Below are 20212 nucleotides of genomic sequence, written 5' to 3'. Positions count from 1 at the left end.
CCAAAGTATGGTTACTTTTTGTCTTCAATCTCTTTTGCTAACCGCTCGGTAAATGCACCGATTGACAGACTACCTAAATCTTCACCCTTCTGTGTGCGCACTGAAACGGTTTGATCTTCCATTTCCTTATCCCCGATCACCAGAAGATACGGCACACGCTGCATAGAGTGCTCTCGAATTTTAAACCCGATCTTTTCATTTCTCAAGTCTAATTTCACCCTGAAACCTTGCTTTTCGAGGTTTCGAGCAAGCTCTGACGCGTAGTCGGCGTGCCGGTCAGTGATCGTCATCAACACCGCCTGCACTGGCGCCAGCCAAACCGGAAACGTACCTGCATGCTGCTCGATCAGAATACCGATAAAGCGCTCTAACGAACCCAGTATGGCTCTGTGCAACATGACCGGCACCTGCCTGGAGCTGTCTTCGGCGATATAAGTAGCGCCCAAACGGCCAGGCATGGAGAAATCGACCTGAATCGTGCCGCACTGCCAGACACGGCCGATACAATCTTTTAACGAGAATTCAATTTTAGGACCGTAAAAAGCACCTTCACCCGGCTGCAGGTCCCATTTCAGGCCTTTGTTGTTAAGCGCCAGTTCCAACGCGCTTTCAGCCTTATCCCAGACCGCATCATCACCTACGCGATTTTCCGGACGGGTTGATAATTTGATAATGACCTCTTCAAAACCGAAGTCTTTGTAAACATCAAACAGCAAGTCGATAAAGGTCGACACTTCATCCTGAATCTGCTCTTCTGTACAAAAGATATGCGCATCATCCTGCACAAAGTTTCTGACCCGCATCAGACCATGCAATGTACCTGAAGGCTCATTGCGATGGCAGGAACCGAATTCCGCCAGACGGATCGGTAAATCCCGGTAGCTTTTAATACCTTGATTGTAAATCTGCACGTGGCAGGGGCAATTCATGGGCTTAATGGCGTAATCGCGATTTTCCGAATGCGTCGTGAAAATCATGTCGCCGAACTTATCCCAGTGACCGGACTTCTCCCATAAGGAGCGGTCCACAACCTGCGGTGTTCTTACTTCACCGTAGCCGTTAGCGCGCAGTTTTTTGCGGATATACTGCTCAACCTGCTGGTAAATGGTCCAGCCTTTATCGTGCCAGAATACCATGCCGGGCGCTTCGTCCTGCGCATGAAATAAATCCAGGGTCTTGGCCAATTTACGGTGGTCGCGCTTTTCCGCTTCTTCCAAACGATGCAGGTAGGCCTGCAGTTCTTTTTTATCGCCCCATGCCGTACCGTAAATGCGCTGCAGCATTTCGTTATCGGAATTGCCGCGCCAGTAGGCGCCGGCAATCTTCATGAGTTTGAATGCCTTTAATTTGCCTGTGCTCGGCACATGGGGACCGCGGCATAGATCGGTAAACCCGCCCTGCTCATACAAAGATAAATCTTCATTGGCCGGAATGGACTCGATGATTTCAGCCTTGTACTCTTCACCCTGATTTCTGAAGAACTTTACCGCCTCATCTCTGGGCAACACATAGCGCTTGACCGAATAATCCTTGTCAGCCAACTCCTGCATTTTCTTTTCGATGGCAGCCAGATCATCGGGAGTAAAAGGACGCTCGTAGGCGAAATCGTAATAAAAGCCGTTTTCGATGACCGGCCCGATAGTGACTTGCGCGTTGGGAAATAATTCTTTGACGGCCTGAGCCAAAAGGTGTGCCGTGGAATGACGAATGACATCGACACCGTCTTCGTCTTTTGCCGTGACGATTTGAAGCGTAGCGTCGTGATCGATTAGTGTACTCGCATCGACGAGCTTGCCGTCCACCTTGCCTGCCAAAGTCGCCTTGGCCAGACCGGCACCGATGGATTGGGCAACATCCATCACTGTAACAGCTTGTTCATACTCGCGATGAGAGCCATCAGGAAGGGTAATTACCGGCATTTTTCGTCAACTATGGTTAGTTAGTACAATAAAAAAAGCACCGCGATAGCAGTGCTTTATATAGTCTGGTAGGCGCGATTGGACTCGAACCAACGACCCCCACCATGTCAAGGTGGTGCTCTAACCAACTGAGCTACGCGCCTGAAGCCTGTGTAACTTCAGAGCCAGCTATTATACCGGCAGAATTTTATTATGCAACCTTTTAAACCAATATTTCTTCCTGAAGCGCTTTAATTTCATCGCGGATTTTTGCCGCCTGTTCAAATTCAAGGTTTTTGGCATGCTGATACATGGCCTCTTCCAGCTGCTTCAGCTTCTTGCCCAACTGCTTGGGCGACATGACTTTGTAGTCCGCAGCCAGCTCTGCCACCTTTTTCTTATCGCCGCCGAACGAAATGCCGGCGCCGGGGATCGACGTCTGCATAATGTCGGTCACGGACTTGTAGACGGTGGCCGGCTCTATATGATGCTCAATATTAAAGCGGCGCTGTTTTTCGCGGCGGCGTTCGGTTTCGTCAATCGCCTGTTGCATGGATTTGGTTATGCGATCGGCATACAGAATCGCCTTGCCTCGGACGTTTCTGGCAGCACGACCGATGGTTTGTACTAACGACACGACCGAACGCAAAAAACCTTCCTTGTCGGCATCCAGAATGGCAACCAAAGATACTTCCGGGATATCCAGTCCCTCACGCAACAGATTGATGCCGACCAGCACATCAAACTGCCCCAGGCGCAAGTCCCGGATGATCTCGACGCGCTCCACCGTATCGATATCAGAATGCAGATAGCGTACGCGTACGCCGTGCTCCAGGTAATATTCGGTCAGGTCTTCGGCCATCCTTTTAGTCAGCGTCGTCACCAGCACGCGCTCCTTTAGCTCAATGCGCCGATTGATTTCAGACAGTAAATCGTCGACCTGCGTAGTGGCCGGGCGCACCTCGACCTCTGGATCGAGCAATCCGGTCGGCCTGACTACCTGTTCGGCAAATACGCCGGAGTGCGCTTTTTCATAAGGACCGGGCGTTGCCGAAATGTAGATCCGTTGCGGCGATTTCACCTCGAACTCCTCAAACGTCAACGGCCGGTTATCGAGTGCCGAAGGCAATCTGAAGCCGTATTCGACCAGCGTTTCCTTGCGCGAGCGGTCGCCTCTGTACATGGCGCCGATCTGCGGCACCGTGACATGGCTTTCATCAATGATGACCAGCGCATCGGCCGGCAAATAATCGAACATGGTCGGCGGCGCTTCGCCGGGGCCTCTGCCCGACAGATGACGCGAATAGTTCTCGATACCGGAGCAATAGCCGACCTCCAGTATCATCTCGATATCGAACAGCGTCCTTTGCTCCAGCCGTTGCGCTTCGACCAGCTTGTTTAACGAGCGCAGCTGCTCCAGGCGCTCCTTGAGCTCGATCTTGATCTTGTCGACAGCAGACAGCAACTGCTCGCGCGGCGTGACATAGTGATTCTTCGGATAGACCGTATAACGCGCCACGCGGCGCAGGACTTCGCCGGTCAAGGGATCGAACAACGACAGGCGCTCGACTTCGTCATCGAACAATTCAACGCGTAAAGCCTCCTGATCGGATTCGGCCGGAAAAATATCGATGACCTCGCCGCGCACGCGGTACGTGGCGCGGCGCAATTCCACATCATTGCGCGTATACTGCATTTCGGCCAGACGGCGCAAAATGGCGCGCTGATCGATCATATCGCCTTTGACCAGGTGCAGGACCATTTTGAAGTACGATTCCGGCTCGCCCAGACCGTAAATCGCCGATACGGTCGCGACCACAATCGTGTCCTGACGCTCGATCAGCGCCTTGGTGGCCGACAGGCGCATCTGCTCGATATGCTCGTTCAGCGAGGCATCCTTATCGATGAACGTATCGGAAGCCGGCACATACGCTTCTGGCTGGTAATAATCATAATAAGAGACAAAATATTCGACGCTGTTTTCAGGAAAGAATTCTTTCATCTCGCCATACAACTGTGCCGCCAGCGTTTTATTCGGCGCCAGAATCATCGCAGGACGCTGGACCTCGCTGATGACATTCGCGATTGTAAACGTCTTGCCGGACCCGGTGACGCCCAACAGCGTCTGGTGGACCTCGCCGTCACCCAAGCCTTCAACCAGCTGTTTAATGGCTGTCGGCTGGTCGCCGGCCGGCTTGAAACGACTTTGAATTTTAAATTGTTTTTTCACTCAATACATCTCAAGAAATTAATCATTTTTAACAGCAGACTATTAGCAGGCCATTATACAGAGTATAATCCCCGTTATTTTTGACATTGATTCTACACGGCGTAATATGAGCATCAAACTATCTGATAGAGTGCAAGCAGTTAAACCCTCTCCTACCCTGGCCATTACCGCCAGAGCTGCCGAGATGCGGGCTGCAGGCAAAGATATTGTCAGCCTAGGCGCGGGTGAACCGGATTTCGATACACCGGATCATATCAAAGCAGCCGCTGTTAAGGCACTAGACAATGGTTTTACCAAATATACTGCAGTTGACGGCATTCCAAGCTTAAAAAAAGCCATTATCAATAAATTTAAAACCGACAACGGACTGGATTACCAGCCCAAGCAGATCCTGGTTTCCTGCGGCGGCAAACAAAGCTCGTACAATCTGATTCAAGCCTTGATCAATCCGGGCGATGAAGTCATTATTCCCGCGCCGTTCTGGGTCTCTTATCCGGACATGGTGCTGCTGGCAGACGGCGTGCCGGTCATTATTGAAACCACACAGGCTCAGCAATTTAAAATCTCCCCGGAACAGTTGCGCGCCGCCATTACCGACAAGACCCGGCTGATGTTCATCAACAGTCCGTCCAACCCGTCCGGCATCGCCTACACCCTGGATGAACTGAAAGCCATCGGCGATGTGCTCAAGGACTTCCCGAACATCATCATCGCCACCGACGATATGTACGAGCATATTCTCTGGGAAAAAGGCACATTCGTTAATATCCTGAATGCGTATCCTGAACTGTACGACCGCACCGTCGTCATGAACGGCGTATCGAAAGCCTATTCGATGACCGGCTGGCGCATCGGCTATGCGGCAGGCCCCGTCGATCTGATTGCGGCCATGACCACGATCCAGTCACAGAGCACCTCCAACCCGACTTCGATTTCGCAAGTCGCCGCTGAAGCGGCCTTGACCGGCGATCAGTCGTTTATCGACGATATGCGCGTCGAATTCAAAAAGCGCCATGATTTCGTCGTCGCGGAATTCAACAAAATGGACGGCGTCGACTGCATAGGTACAGACGGCACGTTTTATGTCTTCCCGAACGTAGAAAAGCTGATCGCAAGACTCGACAACATCAATGACGACCTTGAATTCGCCGAGTATTTGATCGAAAAAGCCGGTGTCGCGCTGGTCCCCGGTTCTGCGTTCGGCTGTCCAGGCCATATCCGCATTTCCATTGCCACCAGCATGGACAATCTGGAAAAAGCCATGGAGCGCATCAGAAACGCCATCTGAAAAAACTATTCACGTTAATACCTGTTTAGGGCGACTGCATGAGTGCAATCGCCCTTTTTTTGCTCCATAATCCCTATGGATAAGCCGGTTTAGCGTCAACTGATTTCAGTTAAATCAAAAAAAACAGATATTTATACTGGAACATCAGTCATCGACCACGCTCCAGTTTGAAGCTATCGGATTTCCCCGCACCTTAAAACCCAAGACGCCAAGCCATCGCGCGACCATCAGGTTGGAATTATGCCAAAGCGTATAGGGCTCAGGGTGCGGCACGAAGTACAGATCCATTTTCGCATTGTAGATTCGCGATGCCTGCGCCGAATTGAACAAATTATCCAAATCGTCACGTAATCGGCTTACATCCAATGACTCTGCGTGCAGTTCAAATAGCTGCTCGATACCGATGCGTATCAGGCTGCGTACATTCGCCGCAGTCTGCGGACCCGGCAACTCGCGGCGCCCCAGCGCTGCAGGCGTGTCTATGAACAATGCATTAAAGCCGCTGACCAGGCCGGTGTGCCCCAGGGCATAATACTGCCAATCACCATAAGAGTATCGAACCAGCCCGCCAGTTTTGCCGGGAAGCACGAGGCTGGAATGCTGTCCATGATCCAGCAGGAACACGGAAACCGGCTCACTCAGCTGCCGCGGCGGCACCACACGTACTGCACAACCATTTGTCGACCCTATCGAAAGCATGAAGAGCAACAAGATTGCAAAACGGCATTTCAGATGTGAGGCATTTTGTGTCTTCATCACGCTAAACGATTATTTCGGCAGAATACAGCTTCTGAAGAAGTTTTCTCCATCGTTTAGCGTTTAACTCAGCAAACAGTATTTCTCAATAGGAAAACTACTGATATCCGTTTGCAGCCCAACAGCTTAAAGCCCCTTGCTACTCGCTTGCGTATAAAGATTGTCAAACAGGCGAATTACGACAGCGATCATGGTTTGGGTTGGCTTGATCGCCGAAACCCGGCTGGGGCTTTCCGAGGCGTAATCGTCAATCGCTTCATTCATGAGCTTCACCAAGCCCATCTGAGGACTATCCTCGAATGCCCGTTTTGTGAATCTATCCTGCAGTTTAGCCCTGAGCTTGTCATCCATAGGATTTTCCTGGATTAACGATTGCAGTTCCGCATCCATAAGCACTGCTTGCTTTGCAGCCCAGTCAAAATCCATTTCATTTTGGGGAGGCAGCGGACCGAAAGCCTTTTGAAAGATGCAAAGCACATCGAAACACAGATCCATGAACAAATAAGACATGTCCTGATTTTCTTTGGCGACAAGGGCTGGAAATACACCGAAAATAGTCTGAGCGAGCGCGGTCTGATCAAGCTGGAATTGCTCAAGCATTTTTCTGCCGGTATCCTCGTCGATGCTCTTGGCATATGCCAGGGCTTGGTATAATTCTTGGTTAGTAAGTTCTTGCATGTGCGCCTCAATAATTTACAGTCTTCGCCAGAATTGTTCTTCATGGATTCTGGCAAAAAGGAATGAATCATATCAGCCAAAGGCAGAGAATGCTTTTAAATTCGTGAAAGCGCAGGATAGAGGCTGAAGATATTTGGCAGGCTTTACAGCCCCTAACGGGGCGGGTAGAATGCAGTAAGGCACGAACCGCATCATTCGCGTTATTCTCTTGCCGTAATGCTGGATAAATCGATTTCATTATCCCATTCAGGTGCCCCCTCGCGCGACATAAACATGAGGCTGGAATGCAGCCAATTCTTTACCTGCTGTACCTAACCATGTGCCACCGAGTTCCAATGGAAATCTGATCGATGCAGTTCGCGCCTTACCGCATCCTACCGCGCGCTCTCATTCCGCAGTTTTTAATAAAAAATTTAATCCTCTGTACGGTTGTCGTCAGAGTATACTTCTAGTTTGTTATTTGCGAACTCCTTTAGTTGCGCAGTTGTACATCCAGAATAACTTCCTATTTCAGGCTCAAAGTAATATAAATTATTTAGTATTGAATTAGCGCATATTTTCCTGGTTTTATTGTTTGGCTCTTTTTCTATTGAAATTATAATCTCTAAAGCTGACAAAACAGCAGGGTAATACGTACCTGCATGGTCATTGCCTATTGCAGAAATTACTCTATGACCAATTTCCTCTGCTTGCTTAATATCTTTTAGTTCTAACAAAGAAATTAAGGCATCTGCCACATTATATGGGTCATAGTATTTAGGTCCATTGTAAACAGACCAGTTAATACTCAGTATTTCATCTTTGATTTTTTGAATATTCATTGCTTGTCCAAGTATTTAATTATTGCTCTAGATGATTATAAGATGATGGAAAATTATTTGCTCCAAGCACCACCTGCATCATACTTAATATCACTGGGGAATTGACCACGACTATATTTTGATTGGCATCTTGTACAAACAGGAATATCGGTCCATTCTAATTGACCTGTTTCATAACTTCTTCGCCAACCTTTTGCTCCTGTCATATTAGCGTCAGAACCCAATTGACGAGCTATGTCGTTTTCGGCACATCCTGCTGGATTACTAGAACAACCCACAACTACTTTTCCATCTTTATGACCGCCTGCATAGGTAGCATGTTTGCGTTTCAAATGTTGACCTGTCTCATCACGCAAAGCTTCTGCTAAACGCGTTTCAGAGTTTTTTCCCGTCGTCCTGTCGTGAGCAGTTCGTTCACCTAAAGTCGCTTTCTCATGATTGGATCTTTCAGCGACAGGTTGATTTTGATTACCGGAAATTTCCGTAACATCATCATGCTCCTGTCTTTCCTTCAAGGCTTTCAATTTAGATGGAGTCGTTACCGGCGATGATGCTTGAGATGAACTATTCGCATCGGCTTTCTTATTTACCAGCTTGGGATTTCGTTTCAGGTCTTCCCAGTTCTTTTCAAGCCAGACGACAAACCCATCCGGCAGTTTGCTGTTCCGCAGCAGCGCGGAGACTTCGGCCAGCGTTGCGTCGGCGGCAGCGCCGGTGCTGCCCCTAATGACAGCCTGGCCTGTCGATGCCGCGGCCCGGCTGGCGCTGACTGCGCCGTTCTTGAGCACATAAGCCAGCAGGCCCTGGAGTATCAGGCGGAATAAAATGCCCGCCGCCCGGGCCATATCTTCAGCCGCCCTGTCGATTTCGAAGGGCGGGTAACGATGTTCCGGCGCATGCCAGGCACAATGGATGGCGCGCCTGAGAACACCCGTCAACTCGCCCATGCCCTGGCCGATAGCGGTCGCGAGAAAACCCAATCCCAGCCAAGTAAGCAGCGCGGTGCCGGCTTCCAGGCCTAATTCGCCGCCGACTATAGCGCCGGGCGCCGCGCCTACGCCGCCGAGAAAGAAGCCGACGGCCGCGCCGGTGCTGGCGCCTGCCATGGCGCTGATGCCGAGCGCCGCCAGCATCTGCAGAAGGCCAGGCAGTAAACCGTCAATAATCTGATCCAATTGGCAGCCGGTTTCCCGGTAAACCGCCGCAGGCGCCAGGCGCAGAGTCCGAGTATAGGCTTGGACGACAGCCCGCACCCGTTCGGCGAGATCCGGAGCGCGGATCTCCTGCGGTGTCAGGTAGCGTGCCGCCGGCGAGTCGGGATGGGGCAGGTCTTGCCAGCCGGAACTGCTGGCTCGAAAAGGATCCGCGCTGGTAAAGCAGCCGGGGCCGCCTCCGCCGGCAGGCGCATTGGGATGGCAGCGTTGCTGCTGCCAGGCATCGTAAGGGGTTTTGGGGAAATCATTGGTCATGGAAGTCCTTCTCACTGACGGGTGTTACGACTAACTGCTGAACAGAGCTGGCGCTATGAAATACCGCTGCCAGACGCACAGCTTGTGCATAAACTGTAGCACAGCGGTTATATCCAAGACAAACATTCTTACCTGCCTCAGCTGTTGGAATGAATACGTACCGGCGGTGTCGCCCAGAGGGTTATGGAACCTCATTCCAATCTATAATCTCCAGCGCATCAATCGCGACAGATGCGCCTCCCTTCAACCGCGCTCAGGACAGGCTTTACGCCGGCAGCGTCCTACGAACTAGCGCACCTTATCGTATTGTTCTCGAAATGACGGACATAGGAAACTTCTGATCGTCCGCGGACTGAAGCCGACCGCGGACCATAAGATTAAATATACAGGGAATTTTTAACTACCAGCTGCCGGTGTTCTGCATGGAAAACCACGGCTCTTCAGGTGCAAGCACATGGCCTTTTTGCAGCAGCTCGATGGAAATATTGTCGGGCGAGCGCACGAATGCCATATGGCCGTCGCGCGGCGGGCGGTTGATCAGCACGCCGGCATCCATCAGTTTCCGGCAGGTCTCATAGATATTATCGACTTCAAACGCCAGATGGCCGAAATTGCGCCCGCCAGCATAGTCTTCGGTATCCCAGTTATAGGTCAGCTCAATTAGCGGCGCATGGGTTTTAGCGGCCAATTCGGCGTCGCGCGGAGCATGCAGATAAACCAGGGTGAAACGGCCGCTGTCATTGTCTATCCGGTGAGATTCGACCAACCCCAGCTTGTTGCAATAAAAATCAAGCGATTCGTCCAGGTCTTTGACCCGAACCATGGTGTGCAGATAACGCATAGCGATAGACTCCTCCAAAATAAATTAAACAACTTAAGCCGTGACAGGCTAATCTTCCAGAGCATGGCCGCAGTATTTGCAATAATCGGCATCGAAATCATGCCCGGTCCGCCCGCAATCGGGACAGGCGTCATTCCTGACTTTTCCTTCTGTGTACGTCCTGATCAACTCGGCGCTATAGATGCCGGTAGGCACCGCAATAATGCCATAACCCATGATCATGATCGTAGAAGCGAGCAACTGGCCCAGCGGCGTTTGCGGCGAAATATCGCCATAACCGACCGTCGTCAGCGTTACGATAGCCCAATAAACCGATCTTGGAATGCTGGTAAAACCGGCTTCCCTGCTTTCTGCGACATAAACCAATGAGCCGAGCACAACCACGATCATAAATACGGAATAAAGAAACACCATGATTTTTCGCGAGCTTTTGCTTAATGCCGCCATCATGATTTGTGCTTCATCCATGTAGGCTGACAGCTTGAGAATCCTGAAAACCCGAAGCAGCCGTAAAATGCGTATGGCAAGCATGGACTGCGCGCCCGGAAACAACAGGATCAGATAGCTGGGCAGTATCGAAACCAGATCGACCAGACCAAAGAAGCTCGTGAAATACAGCCAGGGCCGGCGCACGCTGATCAAACGCAATCCGTACTCCAGTGTAAACAGCAGGGTAAATAGCCATTCAGTAATATAAATGGCTTGCCCGTACCGGTTTTGAATAGCTTCGACGCTGTCGAGCATGATCACGATTACGCTGAGCACGATGCTGATGCTCAAACCGATGTCGAACGCCCTGCCCAAGGGCGTCTCGGAGCCGAAAATAACCTCATTGAGCGATTCCCGCCACGGCGAAAGCGCCTCGCCGTCATTATAATAGTGATAGGCCGGTTTTGATGTTTTGATTAATCGCATGAATTCTCAGACTTGCCCGTATCTGAAACAATCGACCGTATGATCATTGACCATGCCTACCGCCTGCATATAGGCATAACAAATCGTGCTGCCCACGAATTTAAAGCCGCGCCGCTTCAAGTCCTTGCTCATGAGATCCGATGCCGGCGTCGCCGCCGGAATTTCGGCAGCGCTTTTCCAGGCATTGCGCACGGGCCGGCCATCAACGAATCGCCAGATGTAATCGTTGAATGTACCGAATTCCTGCCGGACCTTTAAAAAAGCCCGGGCATTGCTGACAGCGGCCTGCACTTTCAGTTTGTTCCTGACAATGTCCGGATTGGACAATAGTTCGTCGATTTTTATGGCATCGTAACCGGCCACTGCTTCGGCATCAAAATCATCGAAAGCTTCTTTATAGCTGGCGCGCTTTTTTAAAATCGTGGCCCAGCTCAAGCCTGCCTGCGCGCCTTCCAGTATCAGAAATTCAAAAAGCAGCCGATCATCATGCACGGCAACGCCCCATTCGAGATCATGGTATTGTTCTTCCAGGGGGCCTGCCAGTGCCCATGCGCATTTTTCCATGCCGTTCCCCAAAATTAAAAAGCAAAGTAAAACGCATGATAGGCCCTGGCCGGGGCCTGTGCAAATCCCAAATCCGCGCATTCGTTTGTTGACAACGGCCAATCCAGATCGCATCATCGACCCCATCGTCCGACTGAACAGTTTACCCATGAGCACCGACACCCTGAAAATACGCCGTATCGCCATCGATACCTATCATGAAAACGTGGCTTATATGCATCGCGAATGCGGTATTTACCGTGCTGAAGGGTTCCAGGCGCTATCCAAAATCCTGGTCAGCGCCAATGGCGCCAAAGTGGTTGCCGTGCTCAATGTCGTCGATGATGCGTCGATCGTGCTGCCGGACCAGCTGGGCTTGTCCGAACAGGCGTTCGCACAGTTGAACGTCGCCGAAGAATCTCTCGTGACGGTCGATCATGCCGAACACCCCAAATCCATGGATGCCGTGCGCCGCAAGATTGAAGGCGAACGCTTGAGCCAGGATGACTTCATCGGCATCACGACCGATATCGCCGAAGCCCGTTATTCGAAAATGGAAATGGCCGCCTTCCTGGTCGCCACGGGGCAAAATAACCTGGACCGAGACGAACTATTCTACCTGACCCGGGCCATGCTGCAATCGGGCGAGCGCATCAATTGGCACGAAACGTTAGTCGCCGACAAGCACTGCATCGGCGGCATTCCCGGCAACCGCACCTCGATGCTGGTCGTGCCGATCGTCGCCGCGCACGGCATGCTGATCCCGAAGACATCGAGCCGCGCCATCACCTCGCCGGCCGGCACCGCCGATACCATGGAAGTATTGGCCGAAGTCAATCTGTCGCCGGACCAGATGCACGAAATCGTGCGCAAGGAACGCGGCTGCCTGGCCTGGGGCGGAACGGCCCGGCTGGCGCCGGTCGATGACATGCTGATTTCCGTCGAACGCCCGCTGGGCATCGATTCGCAAGGGCAAATGGTGGCCTCTATCCTGTCCAAAAAACTTGCCGCCGGCTCCACGCATCTGCTGATCGATATTCCCGTCGGCCCCACGGCCAAAGTCCGGCACATGCGCCAGGCCCTGGCCCTGCGCAAATTGTTCGAGTTCGTCGGCGACCGCCTCGACATCCATCTGGAAGTCATGATCACCGACGGCCGCCAGCCGATAGGCCGCGGCATAGGCCCGGTGCTGGAAGCCCGGGATATCATGCAGGTATTGCAGAATGATCCCGACGCCTCAACCGATCTGCGCCAGAAAGCCCTGCAGCTGGCCGGCCGGATCATCGAATTCGATCCCGACGTGCGCGGCGGCCAAGGCTATGCCATCGCCCGCGACATCCTGGAATCCGGCCGGGCCTGGGCCAAGATGAAGGCGCTGATTCAGGCGCAAGGCTCCAAGCCGATCGACCTGCATGCCGGAAAACTCTGCCATGAAGTCTATGCCGACCGCGACGGCTTCATCACCAATATCGACAACTTCCAGATGGCTAAAATCGCGAGCCTTGCCGGGGCCCCCATGCTGAAAAGAGCCGGCGTCGACTTGTTCAAAAAACTGGGCAATCCGGTAAAAAAAGGCGATGTTTTGTACCGCATCCATGCCGAATTCCCGGCCGATTTCACCTTCGCCAAGAATCTGTCCGCGCAAAATAACGGCTACACCATTGGCGGCGACGAGCTGGCGCTTACCTCGCTGATCGCCTTCTAATCCGGAATCCACCATGATCATACTTGCCTTCCCCGATTATCTGAGCCAGGCGCAACGGCTGGCAAGCCGCCTGAACGCCGAACTGGCCGAAGTCACGGTACACCACTTCCCCGACAGCGAGAGCTTTGTGCAGCTGCCGCCGTCATTGCCGGAACACGTCATCTTCTGCCGCAGCCTCAACCAACCCAACGACAAACTGATCGAACTGCTGCTGTGCGCTTCTACGGCCCGCGAACTGGGCGCCAAACGCCTGACGCTGGTTGCGCCTTACTTAAGCTATATGCGCCAGGATTTCGCCAATCAACCCGGCGTAGCGGTCAGCCAGCGCATCATCGGCAAAATGCTGGCCGGCCTATTCGATGACGTACTGACCGTCGACCCGCACCTGCATCGCATCGCGTCACTGGATCAAGCCATTCCGATCAAAAATGCGATCAGTCTGACCGCGGCCGATGAGATCGGCTGCTTTCTGAAGAAGCAGCTCGATTACGCCGTACTGCTGGGGCCGGACAGCGAATCGGAACAATGGGTCTCAAGAATCGCGCGGCAGATCGGTTTCGACTATGCGATCGCGCACAAAGAACGGCTGGGCGACAGACACGTTGAAATGACTTTGCCGGCAAATGACTACGCCAGCAAGCCTGTCGTGATTGTAGACGACATGGCCAGCACCGGCAGAACGCTGGCCAAGGCGGCCCGCTTGCTGAAGGCAGCCGGCGCCAGTGATATTTATGTCGCCGTCACGCACCCGCTGTTCTGCGGCGATGCCGAAGCCCACATTCTCGAAGCCGGCATCAAAGCCATCTGGAGCACGGACAGCATCGATCATCCGACGTCCTGCATCAACCTCGACGCCCTGCTGGCCGATGCGGTCAAAGCGATTGTGTAGGTGCGAATTCATTCGCACTGGTCGAATGAATTCCTGCCCCGTCCGAAATGTTTCACACAGATCAAGAACAGCCACTTAACCCAGACATCATGGAAACGTTAGGAACGGGGTTGCAAACCCCGTTCCGCTTGGCGACATGGCCAGCACCGGCAGAACGCTGGCTTGCGTAAGGTCGAATTCATTCGCACTGGTCGAATGAATTCTCCCGAGCCGGACGGGGCATGTTGCCCCGTCCGAAATGTTTCGCACAGATCAAGAGCAGCCACTTAACCCAGACATCATGGAAACGTTAGGAACGGGGTTGCAAACCCCGTTCCGCTTGGGTCGAATGAATTCGACCCAAGCGCAGCCGTCAATTCACCGCTCGACATCCGGGTCCTGAATCAGCTCCACGGCATTGCCGTCCGGATCGCGGCAAAACAGGGCCGGGCGGCCCGATCTGCTCAAGGTATAGCGAATGCCCTGCTGTTCCAAAATACGCTTGGCGGCCTGGAAGTCATTGACCAGAAAAGCGGTATGCCGATCCAGACCGCCATGCTCAGGCGCTATCCTGCCCTGGTCGGGATTGGGCAATTCAATCAGATGAAGCTGTTGCGTGCCGAGCTGCAGCCAGGCGCCCGGAAACGGCAACGGGGGGCGCTCGCAGGTTTTCATTCCCAGCACGCCGCTGTAAAACGCCAGCGCTTTTGCCGTATCGGCAACAAGAATGCTGACGTGGTGAATTTTTAATTGAATAGGTTCAGGCAAGATGATCTTCTCTTCCAGGGTAGTAAGGATGTGCGGATAAATAGTTACCGGCACTGTTTAAATTATCGGTTCATGAGCCTGCTGACCGGTATGATAGGTCGTATAGACATACACCGGAATATCAAGTTCGCCCAAGCTGTTTTCTATGAGCGGCCACACGTCGTCCCAGTCCAGGTCGCCCGTGCCTGTCGCCAGCCGCGGCAAGGCGATCGAGGGTATTTTTTCTTTTGCAATGATTTTCACCAGGGCGTCCAGCGCATGCTTCAGATTGCTGAGCGTCGCCTTGCCGAAATGATGCTCGGGAGAATCCACGATTTCCAGCGTGATCAAATTGACGATATGAGCGTTATCGGGCCCGACCCACAGCCACGCTTCGCCGGGCCTGGTATTGTGCTGATGGCACCAGCGTTCGAAATCCCTGCGCATGGCCGGATGCCGGGTATGCAGCGCCAGCGCCAGGCCTTTGTCCATCGGATCGTTGAGCCCTACGCCGTGTGCGATGGCGTAGGCCTTGCTCAACAGAATATCACCTTCGACTTGATATATCATAAATACCCTCTCACAGTTTTTTATTGTTGTGCAGCTTCAGGAGGCGATGGATGGCAGGCCGTCCTTAAGCCCTAGTGATTGTCACAGACATGGCCTTGTTTGGCATCGCTGTAATCCTTGACCATATTCATTTGCGGCATTGCCTGGGCCATCTCTTCGCCGCATTTTTTCATGACCTGAAAGGCTTTATCGTTCATCATTTCCTTCGCATACGCCACAGCACGTTTTTGGGCGCCATCGCGATCGCCGCTTTTACACAGAGCTGAAATCTCGGCCTGGAAAGCTTGCCCCTGCTCAGCCATTTTTTGCATGGCCGCCGGATCGGCCTGACTGAAACAGGCCTGCATTTTCTGGGCCTGCGCCATCATGTTCTGCATTTGCTCCTGGCTCATGTTAGGGTACTCCGCATGGGCGGCAACAGGCGTCAAGGCCAGCAGTATCAAGCAATGTAAGACTTTTTTGTTCATGTAATTGTCCTGTCGGTTAAATTCAACAAATTGTGCGGGATTATCATAGCGCTTTCCCGGCCGGTTTGCCTCTATCGGATCACTTTCAGTACGGGATCGAAGTCATAAATGAATGTCAATAGCGGGCATTAGCTTGTTTTTGCCGCGCCGAGCACCGCCGTTTTTGACAGCGGTAGGCTGGGTTGGTAAACCCGGCATTTCGGAGCCGCCCATGCCGGGTTTCCGCTAAAGCTCCAACCCAGCCTACCGCACTGGCCGCGCATAGCCCGGATATTTTGAGGGTATTGGCTTTAATAGTGGCGAATTAGCTCATGCACAAACCTAACTTACAAGAAATGCGGCATTTCACACAATTTTTTTAAGGTATGCCTCAGCCAAAAAATAATGCCATTTTGTAATCAATAGCTTACAGAACTACCTGAATAACACTTACATATAACTTATAAAAAATAGGGCATTTCACGCAGTAGTGCGGCATTTCACACAGTTTTTAAAATGCCGTTTAAGGGTTTTTTAAAATAGCCTTCAATTAAAAATAGTATTTTCTCTGAAATCAATAACTTACAAATATGGCACAGCTATTGCTTTATACATTGTGACCATGCGAGTTAATTCGTTCCAGGATGGGCAGAGCCGGGATGGCGAACTAAAGGTATTTTAGGAGGGTGGGGGAAAGGTTACCCCCGGTTGGCGGCAGAGGGTCGAGCTCTGCCGCCAACAACTTTGTTAATGGCAACTTAAACTTAATCATTAACTAATAAAAATAGGGAGTAACCCTTCATGAAGCATTATAACAATATGACTCGCCAGGCGGGTATGACTTTAATCGAATTGACGGTGGTATTGTTGATTCTGATCGGCTTGGCAGGCTTGCTAGTGCCATATGTCGGCAGCTTTACCCAGACCACCCATGACAGCACCAATTCCAATAACGTGGCGCAGCTGAACAGCGCAATGCTGCGTTATGTGTCAGAGAAAGGCCATTTGCCGCCGCATGTAGACACATTGACCAATGATAATGTAGGACCTGGAACAGGTTCTTGCGCCGGTGCGCAAACTGCAGGTGACGTTTATTGCGGTTTGGCCAATACTGCGATGTTCACGCCAGTTACCTATGCAGCGAATTCTGTTGGAGCTGTTTCCCTTGCGAAGTCTGGAATAAACATGGCGGTGAATAACGATCCTACTATCGAAAATAAAACGTTTGGTACAAGCACGAATATGCTTATGCTGGGTGGTAATGAAGGCGGTACGTTTGCAGAGGTTAGCGACGCTGACTTCACGGATATAGCGGGCATGGGCTATACGGTAACTGCTCAACAACAGCATGTGGCAGCAGCATTAGGTCGCGATCCGATGGCTTATAATTCAACCTGCTATGACTACATTGGCGTTGGTCTTGGCGATAACAATGAATTGATCCAGTCTACAATGGCTGCCGCGCCTATATACTTCCCTAAAGATGCCAAAGCTGGGCCCGCCCAGGCTTATGCCCACTTCATTGCAATCTTGCAGGTACATTCAGATAACACTACCGCCGGTTGCCCCGGTGTGACCGAACCTGCGAAGTTTCTGGGTGTTGTAGCTAACGTGCCACCTGCTGATCCTGCAACTCCTACAGCAGGTAGACTGGTTGGCGCAAACACACTGCTGGCTCAGGGCTGGGAAAATAGAGGAGCAGCTAACTAATCCCTAAAGGATCAGTAGCGCAGGTTGGGTTGCCATGCTGTCCGGCAACCCAACCTTAATCCATAAGGCGGATCGGTGGTTAGCGATCCGCCGCAAATGCAAGAGCCAAGCAGAGTGGACATAGACCTCTCGTGCCCACTCTACTTGGCTTAACAGGATGGACAGAACAGCATTGGCCATCCTATCAGACAGAAACAATTCAACTACCCCGGGCCCATAGGCACCCCAATAACCGACGCCCGGCGGTTTCCGCAAGGGATGACGGAAAGTATCGAAGGAGATGTTTTCCAAGGATGACGGATGAAGAGGCCACGGACGCCTCCTCACCCACCTCATACCCCTGCATTTTTCCAGAAGAATGCAGCGGTATGGGCATCAAGACGCGCAGCCGCTCCTGGCTGCGCCTCTTTCGCTGTAACGAACCTAAGGTTTTATTTGTAGTTAAAAAACCATGAAATTCCCCCAATTCAAAAAACGCCCGGCTCACAGCCTGCTGTTCATTACCGAGGCCAAAACCTTTCGGGTCGATTTCGACAAGACGGGCGTGCTGATCGGTGATATGGACGCTATCAACTTCAGCTGCCCGACGACGGCAAAGCTGGCCGAATGCGTCGGACAAATCGCCGCCGGCAAACCGTTCGGCCGCAAAGTCTGGCTGCTGTACATGCGCCTGCCGATCGCCCTGCTGACCATTCCCTCCATGCAGGTGGAAGGCGTTGACGAAGCCACGCTGCTGCAGGCTCTGCAATTCGAGCTGGAAGGCCTGACCGGCCAGTCCGCGCTGGACGCAAAGCTGGCCTATCACCTGCTCAGCAACAAGGATGAAATGAGCACGTACTGGGTGAGCCAGATCAACCAGCTGCATTTCGAGGACATCCACAAAGCCCTGAAAAAAGCCGGCAGCCAGCTGGGCGGCCTGCTGCATCCCGCCGCCATGTCGCAATCTTTGGCCAACCCGGAGCACGAGGACTGGCTGAGACTGGAATGCTGGTCCAGGCAATTGGTCGCCTTGCGGCGCCATCCCGACAGCAGCTTTTCCATGCAGCTGTTCTCGCTCGACTACCGTCATTGGCATACGCAACTGGAGCAATGGCTGCATGAGCAAGGCGAGGTTCCGCACACAGAGACCCTGCTGAACGACATGATCGAATTATTGCCTGAAACCGTATATTCGGTGCATTTAGGCAATACCGAACGGCTGCCGGACTGGCTGGCCTTATGGGCCGTCTCACTGGCAAAAAAAACGCCGCCTTCGGCGCCGATGCAGATTCAACAATCCAAGCTCAACAAGGATCTGTTGCTGATGGCTTCCGGCGGCTCCGTAGCCGTGCTGATCTGCGCCGGCCATTTGAGCTGGCATCTGTATCAGACCCAGCATTTCACCCAGGAGGCCGAAGCCCTGAAAAAAGTCGAAACCTCGATGACCGCCTTGCGCAAATCGTCAGCCGACAATCGCGAAAAACGCGACAAGCTGAAAACAAAGCTCGACAAGCTCAAAGGCGACTCGGACACGTTGCCGCAAATGATCAAGGCACTGCAGCACCGTCCCTCGCGATTACTGGCCGCCGTTGCCTCGGGCCGGCCCGAGAATCTGGTGCTGGAGGAAGTCGTCGCCGAAAACGATGACATAAAAATCCGCGGCGTCAGCCTGGACGCCGTATCGACCAACAAGCTGGCCGGTTATCTGGAGCTGAAACTGGCGGATCTGGGCTGGGAAATTCTGGCGCCGACCAAAAAGAACATGAACCTGCTTGAAGACGGCGGCCCCTGGGAATTTGAAATCGCCCTGCGCGACAAAGGCATCGACGGGTTTCATCATGAGCCGGAAAAACAATAACGGATCAGCGCCTGAATGACTATGACACCTGAACAACAACGAGAGCAATTGCTAAAACGCATCCTGCCGGCGCTGGGCGTGCTGGTGGTTTATTTTGCGATTATCAGCGGCTTTATCACGGAAAAGTCCCAAAAAGCCGAGCAACAGTACATGGAGATGTTCAGCAAAGGCATCAACGCGGATGCGATGCCGGGCATGGAACAGGAAAAAAGACGGCTGGAGGAAGAGATCGCCAAGCTTGAACAGGAATCCAAAACCCTGCATGCGGCACTGGCGGCCAAAAGCGGTTTTTTATCACCCGAACGCTCGACCAATGACGCCATAGACCGCATTACCGTTATCTTCGACGACAACCGTTTGCAGATACTTGAAGAGATTCCCAATGACCAGTCGGGCGACAAAAATCTGCCCAAATCGCTGCAAAGCACGCGGAACTGGCTCAAGGATCTTTTAACGCCGGAGGAAACCGCCGATCCCAAAGCCAAAGATCCTAAAGCTAAAGCGCCCAAGGATAAAAAGCCTGCCGCCCCTGACGAGAAAAATCCTAAAGCGGCTGCCATCAATATCAGAAATATCCGTTTCGCCGGCACCTATCTGGATACCTACCGGGCCTTGGCGACATTGGCCGACAGCGACATTAAAGCGCTGCCGGTATCGCTGACGATGAAAGCCTACGGCAAGGGCGACGGAAAACAGGAGTGGCTGTTGAAATTGTGGCTGTAAGCGTATTGGGCACACGTTTTTTATAAACGCCTGTGTGGGGGCGACTTTAGTCGCCCATATCAGAAGGCGACTGAAGTCGCCCCCACAGGCGGCGTGAATCCTGACTGAATAACAAACAGACGTAGAGAACATCCGAGCGCTCTCTACGCGATGATAATAACTATAAA

The 20212-nt window shown here is 52.4% G+C and carries 18 protein-coding genes and 1 tRNA gene; 6 read left to right on the top strand and 13 right to left on the bottom strand.

Going from position 1 to position 20212, the window contains the following annotated elements:
* Positions 1 to 11: 11 nt before the first annotated feature.
* From thrS to uvrB, 3 genes are all read right to left on the bottom strand, one after another.
* Positions 12 to 1919 (bottom strand): threonine--tRNA ligase, encoded by a 1908-nt coding sequence (gene thrS, locus V2P20_RS10320; RefSeq protein ID WP_331818115.1) that lies wholly within the window; start codon positions 1917 to 1919, stop codon positions 12 to 14.
* A 66-nt stretch (positions 1920 to 1985) separates the two neighbouring features.
* Positions 1986 to 2062: transfer RNA gene (locus V2P20_RS10315), tRNA-Val, on the bottom strand.
* Positions 2063 to 2121: 59 nt separating this feature from the next.
* Positions 2122 to 4128, bottom strand: a complete 2007-nt coding sequence (uvrB, locus tag V2P20_RS10310) for an excinuclease ABC subunit UvrB (RefSeq protein ID WP_331818114.1) — start codon at positions 4126 to 4128, stop codon at positions 2122 to 2124.
* 106 nt (positions 4129 to 4234) lie between these two features.
* On the opposite strand from uvrB, the gene V2P20_RS10305 reads away from it, so the two are divergent.
* A complete protein-coding gene (locus V2P20_RS10305) occupies positions 4235 to 5416 on the top strand; it encodes a pyridoxal phosphate-dependent aminotransferase (RefSeq protein ID WP_331818113.1) in 1182 nt (393 codons plus the stop codon).
* Between the two features lie 144 nt (positions 5417 to 5560).
* Here V2P20_RS10305 and V2P20_RS10300 read toward each other — a convergent pair whose 3' ends face one another.
* The 7 genes from V2P20_RS10300 to V2P20_RS10270 all read right to left on the bottom strand — a co-directional run bounded on the left by V2P20_RS10300 (position 5561) and on the right by V2P20_RS10270 (position 11460).
* Complete coding sequence (locus tag V2P20_RS10300; protein ID WP_331818112.1) at positions 5561 to 6073, bottom strand: hypothetical protein; 513 nt, start codon at positions 6071 to 6073, stop codon at positions 5561 to 5563.
* Positions 6074 to 6298: 225 nt separating this feature from the next.
* Positions 6299 to 6850: a hypothetical protein gene (locus V2P20_RS10295; protein ID WP_331818111.1), complete on the bottom strand. Its 552-nt coding sequence runs from the start codon at positions 6848 to 6850 to the stop codon at positions 6299 to 6301.
* A gap of 413 nt (positions 6851 to 7263) precedes the next feature.
* The gene (locus tag V2P20_RS10290) at positions 7264 to 7671 is read right to left on the bottom strand and encodes a hypothetical protein (protein WP_331818110.1); all 408 of its coding nucleotides are present in this window, start codon (positions 7669 to 7671) and stop codon (positions 7264 to 7266) included.
* Between the two features lie 53 nt (positions 7672 to 7724).
* Positions 7725 to 9140, bottom strand: a complete 1416-nt coding sequence (locus V2P20_RS10285; RefSeq protein WP_331818109.1) for a DUF6861 domain-containing protein — start codon at positions 9138 to 9140, stop codon at positions 7725 to 7727.
* Between the two features lie 400 nt (positions 9141 to 9540).
* A complete protein-coding gene (locus tag V2P20_RS10280) occupies positions 9541 to 9981 on the bottom strand; it encodes a VOC family protein (protein ID WP_194970714.1) in 441 nt (146 codons plus the stop codon).
* A 48-nt stretch (positions 9982 to 10029) separates the two neighbouring features.
* Complete coding sequence (locus V2P20_RS10275; protein ID WP_331818108.1) at positions 10030 to 10896, bottom strand: ion transporter; 867 nt, start codon at positions 10894 to 10896, stop codon at positions 10030 to 10032.
* 6 nt (positions 10897 to 10902) lie between these two features.
* Entirely contained in the window at positions 10903 to 11460 is a 558-nt protein-coding gene (locus tag V2P20_RS10270) for a DNA-3-methyladenine glycosylase I (RefSeq protein ID WP_331818107.1), read from the bottom strand.
* A 58-nt stretch (positions 11461 to 11518) separates the two neighbouring features.
* On the opposite strand from V2P20_RS10270, the gene V2P20_RS10265 reads away from it, so the two are divergent.
* Positions 11519 to 13144 carry a thymidine phosphorylase family protein gene (locus V2P20_RS10265; RefSeq protein ID WP_331818106.1) on the top strand — a complete coding sequence of 542 codons (1626 nt, stop codon included), beginning with the start codon at positions 11519 to 11521 and terminating at the stop codon, positions 13142 to 13144.
* 13 nt (positions 13145 to 13157) lie between these two features.
* A complete protein-coding gene (locus V2P20_RS10260; RefSeq protein ID WP_331818105.1) occupies positions 13158 to 14033 on the top strand; it encodes a ribose-phosphate diphosphokinase in 876 nt (291 codons plus the stop codon).
* A gap of 357 nt (positions 14034 to 14390) precedes the next feature.
* On the opposite strand, the gene V2P20_RS10255 is transcribed toward V2P20_RS10260, so the two are convergent.
* The 3 genes from V2P20_RS10255 to V2P20_RS10245 all read right to left on the bottom strand — a co-directional run bounded on the left by V2P20_RS10255 (position 14391) and on the right by V2P20_RS10245 (position 15796).
* Positions 14391 to 14780: a VOC family protein gene (locus V2P20_RS10255; protein ID WP_331818104.1), complete on the bottom strand. Its 390-nt coding sequence runs from the start codon at positions 14778 to 14780 to the stop codon at positions 14391 to 14393.
* Between the two features lie 57 nt (positions 14781 to 14837).
* Positions 14838 to 15329, bottom strand: coding sequence for a macro domain-containing protein (locus V2P20_RS10250; protein ID WP_331818103.1), 492 nt, complete (start codon positions 15327 to 15329; stop codon positions 14838 to 14840).
* A gap of 71 nt (positions 15330 to 15400) precedes the next feature.
* Entirely contained in the window at positions 15401 to 15796 is a 396-nt protein-coding gene (locus V2P20_RS10245) for a hypothetical protein (RefSeq protein WP_331818102.1), read from the bottom strand.
* A gap of 780 nt (positions 15797 to 16576) precedes the next feature.
* Between V2P20_RS10245 and V2P20_RS10240 the strand changes: the two genes are divergently transcribed.
* The 3 genes from V2P20_RS10240 to V2P20_RS10230 all read left to right on the top strand — a co-directional run bounded on the left by V2P20_RS10240 (position 16577) and on the right by V2P20_RS10230 (position 20045).
* A complete protein-coding gene (locus tag V2P20_RS10240; protein WP_331818101.1) occupies positions 16577 to 17485 on the top strand; it encodes a hypothetical protein in 909 nt (302 codons plus the stop codon).
* A gap of 451 nt (positions 17486 to 17936) precedes the next feature.
* Positions 17937 to 19322 carry a hypothetical protein gene (locus V2P20_RS10235; RefSeq protein ID WP_331818100.1) on the top strand — a complete coding sequence of 462 codons (1386 nt, stop codon included), beginning with the start codon at positions 17937 to 17939 and terminating at the stop codon, positions 19320 to 19322.
* Between the two features lie 15 nt (positions 19323 to 19337).
* Positions 19338 to 20045 (top strand): hypothetical protein, encoded by a 708-nt coding sequence (locus tag V2P20_RS10230; RefSeq protein WP_331818099.1) that lies wholly within the window; start codon positions 19338 to 19340, stop codon positions 20043 to 20045.
* Positions 20046 to 20212: the final 167 nt, after the last annotated feature.

This window comes from Methylobacter sp. Wu1 (genome assembly GCF_036553575.1).
Lineage (GTDB): Bacteria > Pseudomonadota > Gammaproteobacteria > Methylococcales > Methylomonadaceae > Methylobacter.
The sequence above is the reverse complement of the archived record's forward strand: the minus strand, read 5'-3'. Positions and strand labels throughout refer to the sequence as shown.

What these genes read in the sequence shown, in the direction of transcription:
- V2P20_RS10280 (WP_194970714.1), bottom strand. Translation starts at nt 9,981, where the DNA reads ATGCGTTATCTGCACACCATGGTTCGGGTCAAAGACCTGGACGAATCG.
- V2P20_RS10250 (WP_331818103.1), bottom strand. Translation starts at nt 15,329, where the DNA reads ATGATATATCAAGTCGAAGGTGATATTCTGTTGAGCAAGGCCTACGCC.
- V2P20_RS10230 (WP_331818099.1), top strand. Translation starts at nt 19,338, where the DNA reads ATGACTATGACACCTGAACAACAACGAGAGCAATTGCTAAAACGCATC.
- V2P20_RS10240 (WP_331818101.1), top strand. Translation starts at nt 16,577, where the DNA reads ATGAAGCATTATAACAATATGACTCGCCAGGCGGGTATGACTTTAATC.
- V2P20_RS10275 (WP_331818108.1), bottom strand. Translation starts at nt 10,896, where the DNA reads ATGCGATTAATCAAAACATCAAAACCGGCCTATCACTATTATAATGAC.
- V2P20_RS10285 (WP_331818109.1), bottom strand. Translation starts at nt 9,140, where the DNA reads ATGACCAATGATTTCCCCAAAACCCCTTACGATGCCTGGCAGCAGCAA.
- thrS (WP_331818115.1), bottom strand. Translation starts at nt 1,919, where the DNA reads ATGCCGGTAATTACCCTTCCTGATGGCTCTCATCGCGAGTATGAACAA.
- V2P20_RS10235 (WP_331818100.1), top strand. Translation starts at nt 17,937, where the DNA reads ATGAAATTCCCCCAATTCAAAAAACGCCCGGCTCACAGCCTGCTGTTC.
- V2P20_RS10245 (WP_331818102.1), bottom strand. Translation starts at nt 15,796, where the DNA reads ATGAACAAAAAAGTCTTACATTGCTTGATACTGCTGGCCTTGACGCCT.
- V2P20_RS10260 (WP_331818105.1), top strand. Translation starts at nt 13,158, where the DNA reads ATGATCATACTTGCCTTCCCCGATTATCTGAGCCAGGCGCAACGGCTG.
- V2P20_RS10305 (WP_331818113.1), top strand. Translation starts at nt 4,235, where the DNA reads ATGAGCATCAAACTATCTGATAGAGTGCAAGCAGTTAAACCCTCTCCT.
- V2P20_RS10295 (WP_331818111.1), bottom strand. Translation starts at nt 6,850, where the DNA reads ATGCAAGAACTTACTAACCAAGAATTATACCAAGCCCTGGCATATGCC.
- V2P20_RS10270 (WP_331818107.1), bottom strand. Translation starts at nt 11,460, where the DNA reads ATGGAAAAATGCGCATGGGCACTGGCAGGCCCCCTGGAAGAACAATAC.
- V2P20_RS10290 (WP_331818110.1), bottom strand. Translation starts at nt 7,671, where the DNA reads ATGAATATTCAAAAAATCAAAGATGAAATACTGAGTATTAACTGGTCT.